Genomic DNA, 14,221 nt, shown 5'->3' on the forward strand with positions numbered 1-14,221 from the left:
GCAACGGCGCCGGCCTGGTGCTGTGATTTGGCTGTCGTGAACTATCGGATCAATCAGAAAGCCAGCGGCTGAACCGCCGGACGTTCGCCACGTGACAATGATGCCTGACGCTGGCGGGCGGCGTGGGAGTATTCCGCCGAGGCGTTGACGGCGTGGCCGATTTGATTGACGACCTGGCGCAGGCTGCGGACGGGATGGAAAGATAGGGTCATGGTCAGTCCTCTGCTGTGAATGCATGTCAGCTTCAAGGATCGTATTAGTTCATGGCTGAACCGTTTGTGCAATGCACAAATCAACGACCCTGCTATGCGCCTTGCGCAAGAAAGCCTGCATAGAGCGCACTAGCGCGTGCGCTGAAATCGAGAGAAGAGCATAAGAAAGGCGATCGAATGCCATGCGGCGTGATCTGCGCGTCAGACCTGACGCGCGGTGTACCGATTGATTTCAGCGCCGATGGGCTCAGGCGCGGAAATCGGCGAACACCGTTGCCGGGCGGGCAATGCGGCCGTTGGCGTCGGAGAACCGGGCGCTCAGCTGTTCGCAGGCGGCCAGCGCCGCACCACGGTGATAGGGATTGCTTGTCCGTGCATATTCTCCGGCGAGACGCACAGTTTCAAATTTGCAATGGATAGGGCGTGTGCGAAGGCTCACGATGAAATTCCTTGTTAAGCACGTCCTCCCTTTCAGGTGTCAGATATCGCAGTGCAGCATAGATTCGGCAAGATCGCCAAGCGCGCTTCTGCATTGCGAAAAACGCATGGCTTATTTCATATTTCTTTAATGATGGCGCTTTTTTAATCAGTTTCGCCGGTCTTGATCCGCGCAGCAAAGGCCGAAAGATCCTGCCAGGCCAATGCCTTGCTGGCCGGCGCGGTCAAAAGCTCCTGCGGATGGAGGGTTGCCATGGATTGCACCGCATGGCCGCCGGCGCCGAGCGATCGCCACTGGCCGCGCAGCGCGTGGATCGTGCCGTTCTCGCCGAAAAAGAATCGCGCGGCAAAATTCCCGAGCACCAGCACCTGTTTCGGCGCAGCAAGGGCGATCTGCCGTTCGATGAAAGGCCGGCAGATTGCGCATTCCGGAACGGACGGCATGCGGTCGCCGGGCGGGCGCCACGGGATGATTGTGGAGATCGTCACCGTCTCGCGGGTCTGGCCGATGGCGGCGAGCATCCGGTCGAGCATCAGGCCCGCACGGCCCGAAAAGGCCTGCCCCTCGCGATCGTCATCGGCGTTGGGCATCGGCCCGATCAGCATGATCCCGGATGCGGCCCCGCCGGTCGCCGAAATGGTCGAGCGGGCGCTGGTCTTGAGATTGCAGCTGGCAAAGCTTTCGATCGCCGTCTTCAGTTCGGCGAGCGAGCGCGCACTTTCAGCCGCAAAGCGGGCTTCAGCCACGGCGTTTTCGTCGGGTATGGCTGGCAGGGCGGACGACAGCGACGGGGCTGGCCGCGCCGCCTGGCGTTCGTTGGATGACGTGCCGCGCGGCGACTGAGCTGCGGGTGCGCCTTGCGGCTCGGGCGCTGCACGCACGACCTGCCGTGCCGTCTTCTCCGCCGCAAAGGCTGCGATCCTGTCGATCGGCGCGTCTTCGACCAGCCACTCGACCCCCGCTTCCGCATGGAAATGCAAAAGCGCGGCCAGTTCGGCATGCGTCATGTCACGGGCTTGGATCATGGCTTTGTTCTAGCCTTGCCCGCCGTCGTAATGCAAACCGATTCCGCGGCCGCAAGCCTGTCGCCAGCCTTTGGCCTCAGGCTGTCCACTGACTGATGTCGTCGCGCTCGCCGATCAGCGCCAGACCATGGGCGATCGACACGAGTTCTCCGCCGGTTTCGATCTTGTCGGCGGCGAAACGCCGCTTGAAGATGTCGCGCACGGCGGGAACGAAGGATGTGCCGCCGGTGAGGAAGACCTTGTCGATCTCGTCGGCCGTCGTCTTGGTCTCGGTCAGCAACTGGTCGAGGGCCGCCTCCATGCGCGAAAGATCCTCGGCGATCCAGGTTTCGAATTCGGCGCGGGTCACCCGCTTTTCCCCGGCCTTGCCGAGCGGCGCGAAGCGGAAGTCCGCTTCCTCGGCTGACGACAACGCCATCTTGGTTGCCGACACCGCCTGGTAGAGCGGATAGCCCTCGTCATGCTCGATCAGTTCGATGAACAGTTCGAGCTTGTCCGGCTCGACGGCCTGGCGCACCAGCGATTGTAGATCGGTGAATTCCTTCATCGTCTTGAACACCGACAGCTGGTTCCAGCGCGAGAACGACAGATAGTAGTTGCTCGGCACGTCGAGCAGCTTGCCGAAGCTCTTGAACTGGCTGCCCTTGCCGATTTCCGGCGCGACCAGATGATCGATGATGCGCGCGTCGAACTGGTCGCCGGCAATGCCGACGCCGGAATGGCCGATCGGTCGGGCCGACAGCTTGCCGCCATGGGTCTCGAATCGTACCAGCGAGAAGTCGGTCGTGCCGCCGCCGAAATCGGCGACCAGAACGGTGGCATCCTGCTTCAGGTTCTGTGCGAAGTAGAAGGCGGCGGCGACCGGCTCATAGACATAGTGGATCTCGGGAAAGCCGAGCCGCGTCAGGGCTTCGTTGTAGCGTGTGGTGGCGAGCGCCGGATCGGCGCTGGCGCCGGCAAAATGCACCGGCCGTCCGGCAACCAGACGCTTGGCATCGCTTGGCCAGCCGTCGCCGGCATAGGCTTCGAGGCGCTTGAGGAAAACCTCCATCAGGTCTTCGAACTGGAAGCGCCGCGCATGCACCAGCGTACCCTGGAACACGGCAGAGGCGGCAAAGGTCTTGATCGACTGCAGGAAGCGACATTCGCCGGGATTGTCGATGAAGGTGCGGATCGCGGCCTGTCCGGCCTCGACCTTCAAGGCGCCTGCGCCCAGCTGGCGGTCCTTCAGGAAGGATAACGCCGTGCGCATGCTGTCGGACGTGCCGGCCGGCGAGGTGTAGCGGATCGAATGGGTATGTTCGCGGTTCTCGGCCTGCGCGATTACCGTATTGGTCGTGCCGAAATCGAGCCCAAGCGCGTGTGCCATGGCCGCCGCTCCTTTGTCATCATGCTGTCAGAGAATGCCGGTCAGGCCGGCACATGGCCCGGGCCTCTGGCCGGGCACGGGAAAGCGCGCCTGATGCCACAGGGGGGGCTGAAGGGCAAGCGGAAATGCTGCGTTGCGAGAGGGCGAAGTCCCACGGCTTGTGATGTACGCGCGGTCTCGCCTTCGTGACAAACGCGCTTTTCGGCAGTATTCTGCCGTCTATGAAGCGTGATGTCGCTATTGCCCGTCTCAAAGCCGCCGAGCCGCAAATCCGCGCGCACGGGGTGGCCGCCCTTTATCTCTATGGATCGCATGCACGAGACGAGGCCCGGCAAGGCAGCGATGTCGATGTCTTTGTCGATCCTGCCAACGATCGGTTTTATGACCTCGAAAACTTCATGGGCGCGTATCGCGATATCCAACAAGCTCTTGGCGGCAGCGAAATCGGATATGTCACGCGCAACGGTCTCTCGGCTTACATTCGGGCTGCCGTGGAGCGGGAAGCCGTGCGGGTTTTCTGATGTCGGCCTCGAAAGCGCCTTTGCTTCGGCTACGGCATATCCGTGATGAACTCGATTGGATCCTGCCAACGTTCCGCGATGTGCCCTTCGAAACGTTCGCCGCAGATATTGTGCAGATCAGGGCCGTCGAAAGAGGATTGCTGATCATCTCCGAGGCGGCCAAGGCCTTGCCCATCGATATGCTGGAATCCTATCCGGAAATCGAATGGCATGCAGTCAGATCGATCGGCAATCTTCTCCGTCACGAGTACGAGCGGGTCGAACCGAAGACCCTGTGGCGAACGGTGACGGTCAGCTTACCCAGACTTTCCGTCGTGATCGACTAAATGCTTGCCGATCTGGTGCGATAGGGCGGCGCATCGATGCGGCGGATTTCTATCTCAGCCGGCGGACAAACAGCAACACGGCGACCCCGATGGCCGCCAGGATAGCACCGCGCAGGATCCACGGCGTCTGGTTGATCATGAAACTGGAGGCAGGATAGGGGAAGACGCCGGTCCCCTGGCCGATCCAGATCAGGCCGATCAGGACCGCAAGGATGCCCACGACCCGTAGCAGAATGCGAATGATGGGCATCTCTTGTTCTCCTGCCCGATAAGGGCGTCGTTGCATGTTGGTTGTGCGGAAATAGCCTGCCAGCCATACGGCGTCAGGCCCTCCTGCTGCGCGCGGTCCGGTAAGCGGGGGTGCGCCGGCCGGACCGGAGTCTTGCAAGTCCTCAGTTCGATTTCGCCGCGCCGCCATCGACGCGCAACATCGTGCCGGTGATGTAGCTCGCCTGCGCCGAGCAAAGGAACGCTCCGGCCGCGGCGAATTCCTCGACGGTGCCGAGCCGCTGCGCCGGGATCGACTTGACGGATGCCGTGCGGATCTCCTCCAGCGACTTGCCGCTGCGCTTGGCATTTGCGCCGTCGAGTTCGTCGATACGGTCGGTATGGATGCGGCCGGGCAGGAGCATGTTGGCGGTGACGCCATAGGACGCGACTTCCGCCGACAGCGTCTTGTTCCAGCCGACCAGCGCGCCACGCAGCGTGTTGGACAGCGCGAGATTGGGGATCGGCTCGAAGACGCCGGACGAGGCGACGGTCAGGATGCGGCCGAAGCCTTGCGTCTTCATCAGCGGCACCAGCGCATTGGTCAGCGTGATGACGCGCACGACCATCGACTGGAAGAAATTGTAGAGCTTCTCCGCATCCATGTCCTCGACCGTGCCGGGCGTCGGGCCGCCGGTATTGTTGACCAGGATGTCGATGCCGCCGAGCTTGTGGTGCACGGCTTGAAGCATGGTGTCGACGAAATGTGCGTCGGCGAGATCGGCCACGACGTAGTCAGCCTTGCCGCCGGCAGCCTGGATCGCTTCGACATTGGCCTTCAGCTTCTCTTCCGTGCGGCCGCAGATCAGCACATGGCAGCCTTCCGCCGCAAGCGCCTTGGCAATGCCGAGGCCAAGCCCGCGCGAGGCGGCGAGTACGAGCGCGCGTTTTCCCGAAATTCCGAGATCCATGAGTGAAATCCTTCCCTGAATTGCTTTGCGTTGACCCGAGTCTAGAAGCCGCGACAAAGCTTGGAAAGGTCTGTTGTGCCTGCAAGTGACCTTTTGCAGAAATGCCGAATTCCGCGGGCCTGCAACATTACGCAAGCTTAACTTGCCCGGGATCGCCTTTCGGTGAATGCAGGTCATCGGCAATTGATCAAAGGGCAATGAGACATGGCAACACGCAGGGTGGTTCTGAAAGCCGGGGCAATATTGGGTGCAAGCGTGTTCTTCGCTCCAGGACGTGCCGCCATGGCGGCGGAAGGATCGCTCAAGGGCGTGACGGCAATCACGGGCGTCTTCGGCGACGGACAGAAGCTGGTGGCCGTTGCCGTCGGCTACGACCGCGCCATCGACCACGAAAAGCTGGTCACCGATGCATTCGTCGTTGAAGGGCGCACGATCACAAGGACTTATGCAAACACGAAGGCAGCGACCGCCGCGGTTGGGGCAAATGGCAGGTTTGTCATCATCGAGCTGTCGTCGGCCGACGAGACGGCAGCACTTTATGCCGCGGTTCGCCGCGACGTGATCCGTCGCGAGGCCAAGGTCGCGGTGTCCCAGGTGAAGGCAATCGCGGCGGCCGATGGCACCAGCATTGCCGCGGGCGGGGTGCCGGTCATGAGCACGGCCGTCTCCAACCCGATTGTCGATGATTTCCTGCAGCGCGAATATTCGGATCCGCAGACGGGTGACTCGATCGGCTACAATCTCTTCATTCCGAAGGCCTATGATCCGCAGAAGTCCTATCCGCTGGTGTTGTTCATGCATGATGCCGGCGCCACCAGCGATATCGTGATGACGACGCTCGTGCAGGGGCTGGGCGCGATATCATGGGCAAGCCCGCAGGATCAGGCCAAGCACGAGGCCTTTGTGCTGGCGCCGCAATTTGCCAGCCAGGTGGTCAACGACCAGTCCGAGGCGACCAGCCTGCTGGACACGACGATCAATCTCGTCCGCAAGATCGCCGGCGAATACGCCATCGACACGAACCGGCTCTATGCCACCGGCCAGTCCGGTGGGGCGATGATGACGATCGCCATGAACATCAAGTATCCGGATGTCTTTGCGGCCTCCTATCTGGTTGCCGGCCAGTGGGACCCCGCCAAGGTAGCGCCGCTGGCAGGGCACAGGATGTGGGTGGTGGTCTCAGAGGGCGATGCGAAGGCCTATCCGACCGAAAATGCCATGATGGACGTCTATGAAAAGGAAGGCGCCAAGGTCAGCCGCGCAGTCTGGGACGGCACCTCTTCGCCGGCTGCGTTCACGGCGGCCTTCGACGCGGTGGATGCCAAGGGCAATGGGATCAACTATGTCGCGCTGAAAAAGGGCACGGTCGTCCCCCCGGGGCAGGAGGACAGTCCCGGCGCCAACCATGTCAACACATGGCGTATCGCCTATTCGATCGACGAGATCCGTGACTGGATCTTCCGCCAGACCAAGTCCTGAGCAGGAGGCGAGGGCGGCTCGGAGCCGCTATGCGGTGTTGTCGTTCTCCCGCCACCCTTCAAAGCTCCGCCGGAAAGCCCGGCGCGCGCAGGTCCGTGCCGGTGGCGTCTTCGAGCAGCTTGACCACCTGCGAAGACCAGGCATCGCCGCCATAGGTGGAGCGTGCGCGGATGAAAGTCTGCAGCGCATGGGAGGCAAGGTCGAGCGGAACGCCATATTCGCGGCCGAATCCGAGCGCGAAGCCGAGATCCTTGACGGCGAGGTCCATTGTGAAGTTGATGTTGTAGCTGCCGTTCAGGATCACCTGGCCCTCGGTTTCGTGCACGAAGCTGTTGCCCGAGGACGCCTGGATGATGTTGAAGGCGTCGGTGAGATCGATGCCGCCTTTCTTCGCCAGCATCAGTGCCTCGCCGGTGGCGATCAGGTGGATGAAGGCGAGCATGTTGGTGATCACCTTGATCACCGAAGCCTTGCCGAGCGGGCCGGCGCGGAAGATCCTGTTGCCCATGGCTTGGAACGCCGGCAGATGCAGGGCGTGCAGGTCGGCATCGCCGCCGGTGATCACGGTGATCTCGCCGGAGGCAGCCAGATGCACGCCACCTGTCACCGGCGCCTCGAGCATGCGCACGCCGTGATCGGCGGCGATCTTGCCGAGCCGCAGCACCTCCTGCTCGTCGAGTGTCGACATTTCGATCCAGGTCCCACCCGATGTCAGGCCGGCAAGGATGCCGCGTTCGCCGGTCAGCACGCGCTCGCTGACCCGCGGTGAGGGCAGGCAGGTGATCACGGCATCAACCGCTTGCGCCACCGCTTGCGGATCTTCCGCCCAGCGCGCGCCGGCGGCGAGCAGGTCTTTAGCATTGTCCGGATCGAGGTCGTGGACCGTGACGTCAAAGCCGGCCCTGACCAGGCTGCCTGCCAGATGTCGGCCGAGATGGCCGAGACCGATGAAACCGTATGTGATGGCCATGTCCTGCTTGTCCTCTGTGGCGTTTGGTGCAGAGAGTGCGACAAAGCGCAGGCGTGTTCAAAGGCAGATTTTGGCAGGCGACGCGATGTGGCGCGGCAGAACAGGCGGGCGTGGTTTTTCGGGGGGCGACGTGTCGGCTGTGCCTGAAGAGGGGCTCCGCGATTGTTGCGAGGCGTGGAGCCGTTCGTCAGCTTTGATGATGCGGGTGATTGCGCAATGCCTCTATCGCGCCTGACAGCACGGCATACATGGCCGGATCCTGGCTATGGGCGACGTTGAAGCGCAGAAAGGCGCCAGCAGACTGCGACACGCTGAACACATTGCCCGGCGCGAGAACTACGCCTTTTGCCAGGGCCGACTGCGCCAGCTCGGCCGAATCCACCTCGTCCGGCAACCGGCACCAGAGATAGAAACCGCCGCGCGGCATGTGCCACGGTTCGATGCCAAGTGGCCGCAGGCGCTCGGCCGTCTGCCGTCTTGCGCGCACCAGTTTGCGGCGCAGCTCCTCCATGTGTTTGCGATAGCTGCCGCCGGCAAGCACCTCGAGGATCAAGGCTGCGGCAACTGGGCTTGGTCCGCCGAAATTGGTGGCCACCTGCAAATCGACAAGCGCCTCGATCCAGTCCGCTCGGCCGGCAATATAGCCGCAGCGCACCGACGACGACAGGGTCTTGGAAAAGCTGCCGATGCGGATGACGCGGTTCAAGCCGTCGAGCGCTGCCAGCCGCGACGATGGCTCGGGTTCGAAATCGGCAAAGATATCGTCTTCGATGATCGTCAGGTCGTGAAGCGCTGCCGCGTTGAGCAGGCGGTGCGCGACCTGGGGCGAAAGCGTCGCCCCCGTCGGGTTGTGCAGAGCGGAATTGGTGATGTAGAGACGCGGCTTCTCGGCTGCAAGCACGGCCTCGAAAGCGGCGACGTCGGGGCCGGTAGTCGTGTAGGGCACGCCGACGATCCTGACCTGATGGGCGCGCAGCAGCGCCTGGAAATTGAAATAGCAGGGATCGTCGATCAGCACTGTCTCGCCGGGGCGAAGCAGGAAGCGGCACAACAGGTCGAGCGCCTGCGTGCCGGAGCCGGTCAACAGCAGTTGGTCGGGCGACGCCTGTATGCCGTCTTCGGCAAAACGCGACAGCAGCAGCCGGCGAAGCGAAAGCGGACCGCGTGTATTGCCGTAATCCGACAGCAAGGCGTCATCGGCGCGCGACAGGCTGCGTAGCGCGCGCCGGAGCGCCGTATTCGGCATCCACGCCGCCGGCAGCCAGCCGCAACCGGGCTTCAGCACAGTGGCATCGGCATCGAGCGACTGGCGCGAGACCCAGAACGGATCGACGGCCCGGTCGAGCGGCGCCGCGGCCTCGGCGAGCTTCAACGGCGCCAGCACGCTGGTGGCGACATAAAAGCCCGAACCGCGTTGCGCCCGGATCAGGCCTTCCGCCGCCAGACGGTCGTAAGCCTCGACCACGGTCGAAGGCGAAACGCCCATCGTGCCGGCAAAGCTGCGGATCGACGGCAGGCGGTCGCCGGAACCCAGCACCCGACCGGCGATCCTTTGCCGGATGGCTGCCATCACCTCAGCCGTGCGCGTGTTGCCGTCCATGGCTGTTAGCTCCTCGACAATCGCTGCATCTGTACAGGAAATTGACCAGTACAGTTTCGCAGAATTGTACCGAACTGTTTCTGTCTTCGCCAGCCCTCCGGGACTAGGACGGGCGCCGAAAGCGAGGACCAATGAAAACATCCATGGACGGTTGGGGGAGCGGTTTGCTCGGCGTGATAATCTTCAGCGGATCATTGCCGGCGACACGCGTTGCGGTCGGCGGCTTTTCACCGCTGTTCCTGACATCGGCGCGGGCTGTGATCGCAGCCCTGCTGGCTGCGGTCTTGCTCGTCATCTGGCGCCAGGCGCGTCCCGTTCGCCGCGACATGGTCTCGCTTGGCATCGTGGCGCTCGGCGTTGTCGTCGGTTTTCCGCTGCTGACCGCCTTGGCGCTGCAGACCATTACCTCGGCGCATTCGGTGGTTTTTGTCGGTCTGCTGCCGCTGATGACGGCAATATTTGCGGTCTTACGCGGCGGCGAGCGACCGAAGCCGCTGTTCTGGCTGTTTTCCTGCCTCGGCAGCGCCATCGTTGCCGGCTTTGCCTTGGTCACCGGTGAAGCAGCGTCAAGCATGGGCGATCTGCTGATGATTGCGGCCATAGTGTTCTGTGGATTGGGTTATGCCGAAGGCGCCAGGTTGTCGCGCCAACTCGGCGGCTGGCAGGTGATTTCCTGGGCGCTGCTGTTATCGATGCCGGTCATGCTCGTGCTCGCACTGCTGACCTTGCCCGTGTCCTGGCAGGCGATCACCATGCCGGAATGGCTCGGGCTCGCCTATGTCTCGGTGTTCAGCATGCTGGTCGGATTTTTCTTCTGGTATCGCGGTCTGGCTCTCGGAGGGATCGCTGCGGTTGGCCAACTGCAACTGCTGCAGCCATTTTTCGGCCTGGCCCTTGCCGCAACGCTGCTGCATGAGCCGGTGAGCATCGGCATGGTGGTAAGCACGGCTGCGGTCGTGCTGTGCGTTGCCGGTGCAAAGCGGTTCGCCCGTTAGGCGGCGGCCGGCATCGGACAAAGAAACCGGTTCCGTCTGCGCGCTGGTTTCATTGATTGACGCTTACGTGCACGTCAGATATTCTCGACCTTCATGGCACCCTGCCGGAATTTGCGCCTGCAGTGTCGCGCTTCGGCTCGACAATCAGGTTGGGTTTTGTCAAGGAGATAGGCGCAAAGAACCGCCGCGCGGAGGAATGACGATGAGCACTGAGACGGAACTGCCGGAACGCGAAAGCATGGAATTCGATGTCGTGATCGTCGGCGCTGGCCCTGCCGGTCTGTCGGCCGCGATCCGGCTGAAACAGATCAATCCGGATCTGACCGTCGTCGTGCTGGAAAAAGGCGCGGAAGTGGGCGCGCATATCCTGTCCGGTGCCGTGGTCGATCCGATCGGTATCGACAAGCTGCTGCCCGACTGGCGCCATGAGGCCGATCATCCGTTCAAGACCCCTGTCACGGACGATCAGTTCCTGCTGCTCGGGCCGGCCGGCTCCATCCGCCTGCCGAATTTCGCCATGCCGCCGCTGATGAGCAATCACGGCAACTATATCGTCTCGCTCGGCAATGTCTGTCGATGGCTCGCCACTCATGCCGAAGCGCTGGGTGTCGAGATCTATCCGGGCTTTGCTGCGACCGAAGTGCTCTACAATGACGAAGGTGCCGTGATCGGCGTTGCCACCGGCGACATGGGCATCGAAAAGAACGGCGAGCCGGGTCCGGCCTATACCCGCGGCATGGAACTTCTCGGCAAATACGTGCTGATCGGCGAAGGGGTGCGCGGCTCGCTTGCCAAGCAGCTGATCGCCAAATTCGATCTCTCCCGCGACAGCGACGTGCAGAAGTTCGGTATCGGCCTGAAAGAACTCTGGCAGGTCAAGCCGGAGCATCACAAGCCGGGTCTCGTTCAGCACTCCTTCGGCTGGCCGCTCGGCATGAAGACCGGTGGCGGCTCCTTCCTCTACCATCTTGAGGACAACACGGTGGCGGTCGGTTTCGTCGTGCACCTCAACTACAAGAACCCCTATCTCTACCCCTTCGAGGAATTCCAGCGCTTCAAGACCCATCCGGCAATCGCCAAGACCTTCGAGGGCGGCAAACGCCTGTCCTACGGCGCCCGCGCCATTACAGAAGGCGGCTACCAGTCGGTTCCGAAACTGTCCTTCCCCGGCGGCGCGCTGATCGGCTGTTCCGCCGGTCTCGTCAATGTGCCGCGCATCAAGGGCAGCCACAATGCCGTGCTGTCGGGCATGCTGGCGGCGGACAAGATTGCCGAGGCGATCGCCAATGGCCGCGCCAATGACGAGCCGATCGAGATCGAGAACGCATGGCGTTCGACCGATATCGGCCGCGATCTGAAGCGCGTGCGCAACGTCAAGCCGCTGTGGTCGAAGCTCGGCACGGTGCTCGGCGTGGCGCTCGGCGGTCTCGACATGTGGATCAACCAGATCTTCGGCACATCGCCTTTCACCCTCAAGCACGGCAAGACCGACGCCCAGTCGCTCGAGCCTGCGGCCAAGCACAAACCGATCGCCTATCCGAAGCCGGATGGCGTCCTGACCTTCGACCGCCTGTCGTCGGTCTTCCTGTCCAACACCAACCACGAGGAGGATCAGCCGGTCCATCTCAAGGTCAAGGACATGGACCTGCAGAAGCGTTCAGAACTCGGCATCTATGCCGGCCCCTCGACCCGCTACTGTCCGGCCGGCGTCTACGAATGGGTGGAAAAGGATGGCGAGGACGTCTTTGTCATCAACGCGCAGAACTGCGTCCACTGCAAGACCTGCGACATCAAGGACCCGAACCAGAACATCACCTGGGTGCCGCCGCAGGGCGGCGAGGGGCCGGTCTATCCCAACATGTGAGATGGCAAGGCGGTCGAGAGGCCGCCTTTTCAATCAAAGGTGCGCCGATCGTCAGATATCAGTGCAAATAGACAGGTGCGCAGACATCGAGGTGCTGCGCTATTCGGTGGAGCCGCTTGTCGCGTGTCCACAGTTGATGTTTGCTAGATAAGGCAACGGATGCAATCAGGTGGGCATCCACATAGCCGATCCCGGTCCCAAACAGTTTCCGACTGCGGATCAAGTGGCGGACTTCCGAGTCATCGGCTTTTGCGATCGCCGGAAGATCAGCTAGCATGGTCATGATCTGATCGTATTGCGGTATGTGCCCTAGCGACAATTCCCCGACCACGAACGGATGGATGATCACATCCTCAGAATTCAGCAGGGCCTGCAGGCCGGGGTCACCTGAGCGAAAGTGATCGACCCAGATCGAACTGTCGGCGAGGATCATTCAGGCTCCATAGGTTCAAGGTGTCGACGCGGTGGCGCCTCAAGGTCGGGCGCGCTTCCGCCAAGCAAGGCCAGTCGTCGTGCCGCCTCGCGCTGAACGAGCGATTGAAGCGCGATACGGACAAGGGTCGGCGTCTCCGAAACGCCCGTGTATTCGCGAGCCTTGGCAAGCAACTCGTCATCAATACTGATGGTTGTTCGCATGATCGTCTCCTTCTGCATCAAAAATAGCATCAGAGGATGCTTTGATCAATGCGGCGGATATCCGGGTTTCACCATCATTCTGCCATTGATCTTAATCCGCACCTCCGGATTTAACCCGGCATTAACCATAAATTTCCTAGGCTTCCCGGCAGAAGAATCATCTCCGAGGACGTTTGATCCATGACCATTTCCCGCCGGGGCCTGTTGATCGGCCTGCCGCTTCTCCTTGCCGGCTGCCAGTCCATGCCCAACCAGCAGGCCATGTATGGCGACGTCACGACCGAGCCTTATCCGTTGAAGAAGGTGCCGCTCGACAAGATCAAGCCGGAACTGCGCCGTCAGGAAGTGGCCTACGAGACCGCCTATTCGGCGGGCACGGTCGTGGTCGATACCCCCGGTCGCCGCCTGTATTACGTGCTCGGCGATGGCCGGGCGATGCGCTACGGCATCGGCGTCGGTCGCAACGGCTATGCACTCGCTGGCAATGCCTATATCGGCCGCAAGGCGGAATGGCCGACCTGGACGCCGACGCCGAACATGATCCGCCGGGATCCGGAAAAGAACCTGAAATATGCCGGCGGCCTGCCGGGCGGCCCGAACAATCCGCTCGGCGCCCGCGCCATGTATCTCTATCGCGGCGGCAACGACACGCTGTTTCGCCTGCACGGCACCAATCAGCCGTGGTCGATCGGCGAGGCCATGTCGTCCGGCTGCGTGCGCATGATGAACCACGACGTCATCGATCTGTATGCCCGCACCAGTGTCGGCGACAAGGTTGTCGTGCTGCAGGCGTGAGATCTACGCGCGATTGCGCATTTGTGACGGGCTGACGCCCGTCAATCGCTTGAACATCGCGATGAAGGCGGAGGGGTTGCTGTAACCCAGCCGCTCCGCAACCCCGTGAACGCTTTCTCCCTCGTCCAATAGCGCAAGGGCTGTCAGCAGTCTGAGGCGCTGGCGCCAGTCGTTGAACGACATTCCAAGCACCTCCTGGCAGCGGCGCGACAGCGTACGTTCGGTGGTGCCGGCGCGGCGCGCCCATTCGCCAGCCGAGCGTTTGTCTCCCGGTTCCTGCTGCAACTGGCTGAGCATCGGCCCGAGCAGAATATCGGCGGTGGTCGGCAGATATTGCGCAAAATGAGGCGCTACCCGCACCTGATCGACGATCACCATGGCCAGCCGCAGATCTTCCGGCGTCCGGGGATGGCGTATGTCACGCCGGTCGAAATCGGCAAGAACGGCTTTCAACAGAGCGCTCAGATCCAGCGTGCAGGGCTGCTGCGGCAGATCGGCGCAAAGTTCGGCGGCGATATGGGTCGTCACATAAAGCACGTCCTGCGGATTGCTTGCGTCATGTTCGAAGCCCGGCGGGATCCAGATAGCGTATTGCGGCGGCGACAGGAAACGCACGCCTTCGATATTGATCTGGGCGATGCCCTGCAGGGCATAGTTCAACTCGCCCCAGACCTGACGCTTGAGCGGAAATCCGGTGCCGCCTTTGTAGCGAACGGTCCGGAAGGACACCGGCCGGGGTGGCTCGCCGTCAATCCCTTCATGCGCATAAAGCATGGCCGTTCTCCGTAGTTTTGTGTCTTATATTCAGTATA

The 14,221-nt window shown here is 62.1% G+C and carries 17 protein-coding genes; 6 read left to right on the top strand and 11 right to left on the bottom strand.

Features of this window, described 5'->3' with window-relative positions; translation table 11 throughout:
* Nucleotides 1–53 precede the first annotated feature (53 nt).
* From GVK95_RS22340 to GVK95_RS22355, 4 genes are all read right to left on the bottom strand, one after another.
* Nucleotides 54–212 carry a hypothetical protein gene (locus GVK95_RS22340; protein WP_159952894.1) on the bottom strand — a complete coding sequence of 53 codons (159 nt, stop codon included), beginning with the start codon at nucleotides 210–212 and terminating at the stop codon, nucleotides 54–56.
* 247 nt (nucleotides 213–459) lie between these two features.
* Nucleotides 460–651 carry a hypothetical protein gene (locus GVK95_RS22345; protein WP_159952895.1) on the bottom strand — a complete coding sequence of 64 codons (192 nt, stop codon included), beginning with the start codon at nucleotides 649–651 and terminating at the stop codon, nucleotides 460–462.
* A gap of 143 nt (nucleotides 652–794) precedes the next feature.
* The gene (locus GVK95_RS22350; RefSeq protein ID WP_159952896.1) at nucleotides 795–1,676 is read right to left on the bottom strand and encodes a uracil-DNA glycosylase; all 882 of its coding nucleotides are present in this window, start codon (nucleotides 1,674–1,676) and stop codon (nucleotides 795–797) included.
* Nucleotides 1,677–1,752: 76 nt separating this feature from the next.
* Nucleotides 1,753–3,045, bottom strand: coding sequence for an Hsp70 family protein (locus GVK95_RS22355; RefSeq protein WP_159952897.1), 1,293 nt, complete (start codon nucleotides 3,043–3,045; stop codon nucleotides 1,753–1,755).
* A 185-nt stretch (nucleotides 3,046–3,230) separates the two neighbouring features.
* On the opposite strand from GVK95_RS22355, the gene GVK95_RS22360 reads away from it, so the two are divergent.
* A complete protein-coding gene (locus GVK95_RS22360) occupies nucleotides 3,231–3,566 on the top strand; it encodes a nucleotidyltransferase domain-containing protein (RefSeq protein ID WP_244618867.1) in 336 nt (111 codons plus the stop codon).
* Nucleotides 3,566–3,892 carry a HepT-like ribonuclease domain-containing protein gene (locus GVK95_RS22365; protein WP_159952898.1) on the top strand — a complete coding sequence of 109 codons (327 nt, stop codon included), beginning with the start codon at nucleotides 3,566–3,568 and terminating at the stop codon, nucleotides 3,890–3,892. Before GVK95_RS22360 ends, GVK95_RS22365 begins: the two co-directional genes overlap by 1 nt.
* 49 nt (nucleotides 3,893–3,941) lie before the next feature.
* Here GVK95_RS22365 and GVK95_RS22370 read toward each other — a convergent pair whose 3' ends face one another.
* Together GVK95_RS22370 and GVK95_RS22375 are read right to left on the bottom strand one after the other, a co-directional pair.
* Nucleotides 3,942–4,142, bottom strand: coding sequence for a hypothetical protein (locus GVK95_RS22370; RefSeq protein ID WP_200844358.1), 201 nt, complete (start codon nucleotides 4,140–4,142; stop codon nucleotides 3,942–3,944).
* 142 nt (nucleotides 4,143–4,284) lie between these two features.
* On the bottom strand, nucleotides 4,285–5,070 hold the full coding sequence (locus GVK95_RS22375) for an SDR family oxidoreductase (RefSeq protein ID WP_159952899.1): 786 nt from the start codon (nucleotides 5,068–5,070) through the stop codon (nucleotides 4,285–4,287).
* Between the two features lie 204 nt (nucleotides 5,071–5,274).
* On the opposite strand from GVK95_RS22375, the gene GVK95_RS22380 reads away from it, so the two are divergent.
* The gene (locus GVK95_RS22380) at nucleotides 5,275–6,549 is read left to right on the top strand and encodes a PHB depolymerase family esterase (protein WP_159952900.1); all 1,275 of its coding nucleotides are present in this window, start codon (nucleotides 5,275–5,277) and stop codon (nucleotides 6,547–6,549) included.
* 58 nt (nucleotides 6,550–6,607) lie between these two features.
* On the opposite strand, the gene GVK95_RS22385 is transcribed toward GVK95_RS22380, so the two are convergent.
* Complete coding sequence (locus GVK95_RS22385; protein WP_200844359.1) at nucleotides 6,608–7,519, bottom strand: NAD(P)-dependent oxidoreductase; 912 nt, start codon at nucleotides 7,517–7,519, stop codon at nucleotides 6,608–6,610.
* Between the two features lie 187 nt (nucleotides 7,520–7,706).
* Nucleotides 7,707–9,119, bottom strand: a complete 1,413-nt coding sequence (locus GVK95_RS22390) for a PLP-dependent aminotransferase family protein (protein WP_159952901.1) — start codon at nucleotides 9,117–9,119, stop codon at nucleotides 7,707–7,709.
* Between the two features lie 131 nt (nucleotides 9,120–9,250).
* Between GVK95_RS22390 and GVK95_RS22395 the strand changes: the two genes are divergently transcribed.
* Together GVK95_RS22395 and GVK95_RS22400 are read left to right on the top strand one after the other, a co-directional pair.
* Nucleotides 9,251–10,114, top strand: a complete 864-nt coding sequence (locus GVK95_RS22395; protein WP_159952902.1) for a DMT family transporter — start codon at nucleotides 9,251–9,253, stop codon at nucleotides 10,112–10,114.
* 202 nt (nucleotides 10,115–10,316) lie between these two features.
* Nucleotides 10,317–11,978: an electron transfer flavoprotein-ubiquinone oxidoreductase gene (locus GVK95_RS22400; protein WP_159952903.1), complete on the top strand. Its 1,662-nt coding sequence runs from the start codon at nucleotides 10,317–10,319 to the stop codon at nucleotides 11,976–11,978.
* A 58-nt stretch (nucleotides 11,979–12,036) separates the two neighbouring features.
* Here GVK95_RS22400 and GVK95_RS22405 read toward each other — a convergent pair whose 3' ends face one another.
* Nucleotides 12,037–12,411: a PIN domain-containing protein gene (locus tag GVK95_RS22405; protein ID WP_159952904.1), complete on the bottom strand. Its 375-nt coding sequence runs from the start codon at nucleotides 12,409–12,411 to the stop codon at nucleotides 12,037–12,039.
* On the bottom strand, nucleotides 12,408–12,614 hold the full coding sequence (locus GVK95_RS22410) for a type II toxin-antitoxin system VapB family antitoxin (protein WP_159952905.1): 207 nt from the start codon (nucleotides 12,612–12,614) through the stop codon (nucleotides 12,408–12,410). The genes GVK95_RS22405 and GVK95_RS22410 overlap by 4 nt, the downstream gene beginning before the upstream one ends.
* 180 nt (nucleotides 12,615–12,794) lie before the next feature.
* On the opposite strand from GVK95_RS22410, the gene GVK95_RS22415 reads away from it, so the two are divergent.
* Nucleotides 12,795–13,409: a L,D-transpeptidase gene (locus GVK95_RS22415; RefSeq protein WP_159952906.1), complete on the top strand. Its 615-nt coding sequence runs from the start codon at nucleotides 12,795–12,797 to the stop codon at nucleotides 13,407–13,409.
* A 3-nt stretch (nucleotides 13,410–13,412) separates the two neighbouring features.
* Here the strand turns inward: GVK95_RS22415 and GVK95_RS22420 are convergent, their stop codons facing one another.
* On the bottom strand, nucleotides 13,413–14,183 hold the full coding sequence (locus tag GVK95_RS22420) for a helix-turn-helix transcriptional regulator (protein ID WP_159952907.1): 771 nt from the start codon (nucleotides 14,181–14,183) through the stop codon (nucleotides 13,413–13,415).
* Nucleotides 14,184–14,221: the final 38 nt, after the last annotated feature.

Source organism: Rhizobium sp. 18065, from assembly GCF_902706095.1.
Classification (GTDB): Bacteria; Pseudomonadota; Alphaproteobacteria; order Rhizobiales; family Rhizobiaceae; genus Allorhizobium.

What these genes read in the sequence shown, in the direction of transcription:
- GVK95_RS22415 (WP_159952906.1), top strand. Translation starts at nt 12,795, where the DNA reads ATGACCATTTCCCGCCGGGGCCTGTTGATCGGCCTGCCGCTTCTCCTT.
- GVK95_RS22395 (WP_159952902.1), top strand. Translation starts at nt 9,251, where the DNA reads ATGAAAACATCCATGGACGGTTGGGGGAGCGGTTTGCTCGGCGTGATA.
- GVK95_RS22400 (WP_159952903.1), top strand. Translation starts at nt 10,317, where the DNA reads ATGAGCACTGAGACGGAACTGCCGGAACGCGAAAGCATGGAATTCGAT.
- GVK95_RS22355 (WP_159952897.1), bottom strand. Translation starts at nt 3,045, where the DNA reads ATGGCACACGCGCTTGGGCTCGATTTCGGCACGACCAATACGGTAATC.
- GVK95_RS22420 (WP_159952907.1), bottom strand. Translation starts at nt 14,183, where the DNA reads ATGCTTTATGCGCATGAAGGGATTGACGGCGAGCCACCCCGGCCGGTG.
- GVK95_RS22365 (WP_159952898.1), top strand. Translation starts at nt 3,566, where the DNA reads ATGTCGGCCTCGAAAGCGCCTTTGCTTCGGCTACGGCATATCCGTGAT.
- GVK95_RS22410 (WP_159952905.1), bottom strand. Translation starts at nt 12,614, where the DNA reads ATGCGAACAACCATCAGTATTGATGACGAGTTGCTTGCCAAGGCTCGC.
- GVK95_RS22375 (WP_159952899.1), bottom strand. Translation starts at nt 5,070, where the DNA reads ATGGATCTCGGAATTTCGGGAAAACGCGCGCTCGTACTCGCCGCCTCG.
- GVK95_RS22405 (WP_159952904.1), bottom strand. Translation starts at nt 12,411, where the DNA reads ATGATCCTCGCCGACAGTTCGATCTGGGTCGATCACTTTCGCTCAGGT.
- GVK95_RS22340 (WP_159952894.1), bottom strand. Translation starts at nt 212, where the DNA reads ATGACCCTATCTTTCCATCCCGTCCGCAGCCTGCGCCAGGTCGTCAAT.
- GVK95_RS22380 (WP_159952900.1), top strand. Translation starts at nt 5,275, where the DNA reads ATGGCAACACGCAGGGTGGTTCTGAAAGCCGGGGCAATATTGGGTGCA.
- GVK95_RS22385 (WP_200844359.1), bottom strand. Translation starts at nt 7,519, where the DNA reads ATGGCCATCACATACGGTTTCATCGGTCTCGGCCATCTCGGCCGACAT.
- GVK95_RS22350 (WP_159952896.1), bottom strand. Translation starts at nt 1,676, where the DNA reads ATGATCCAAGCCCGTGACATGACGCATGCCGAACTGGCCGCGCTTTTG.
- GVK95_RS22390 (WP_159952901.1), bottom strand. Translation starts at nt 9,119, where the DNA reads ATGGACGGCAACACGCGCACGGCTGAGGTGATGGCAGCCATCCGGCAA.
- GVK95_RS22370 (WP_200844358.1), bottom strand. Translation starts at nt 4,142, where the DNA reads ATGCCCATCATTCGCATTCTGCTACGGGTCGTGGGCATCCTTGCGGTC.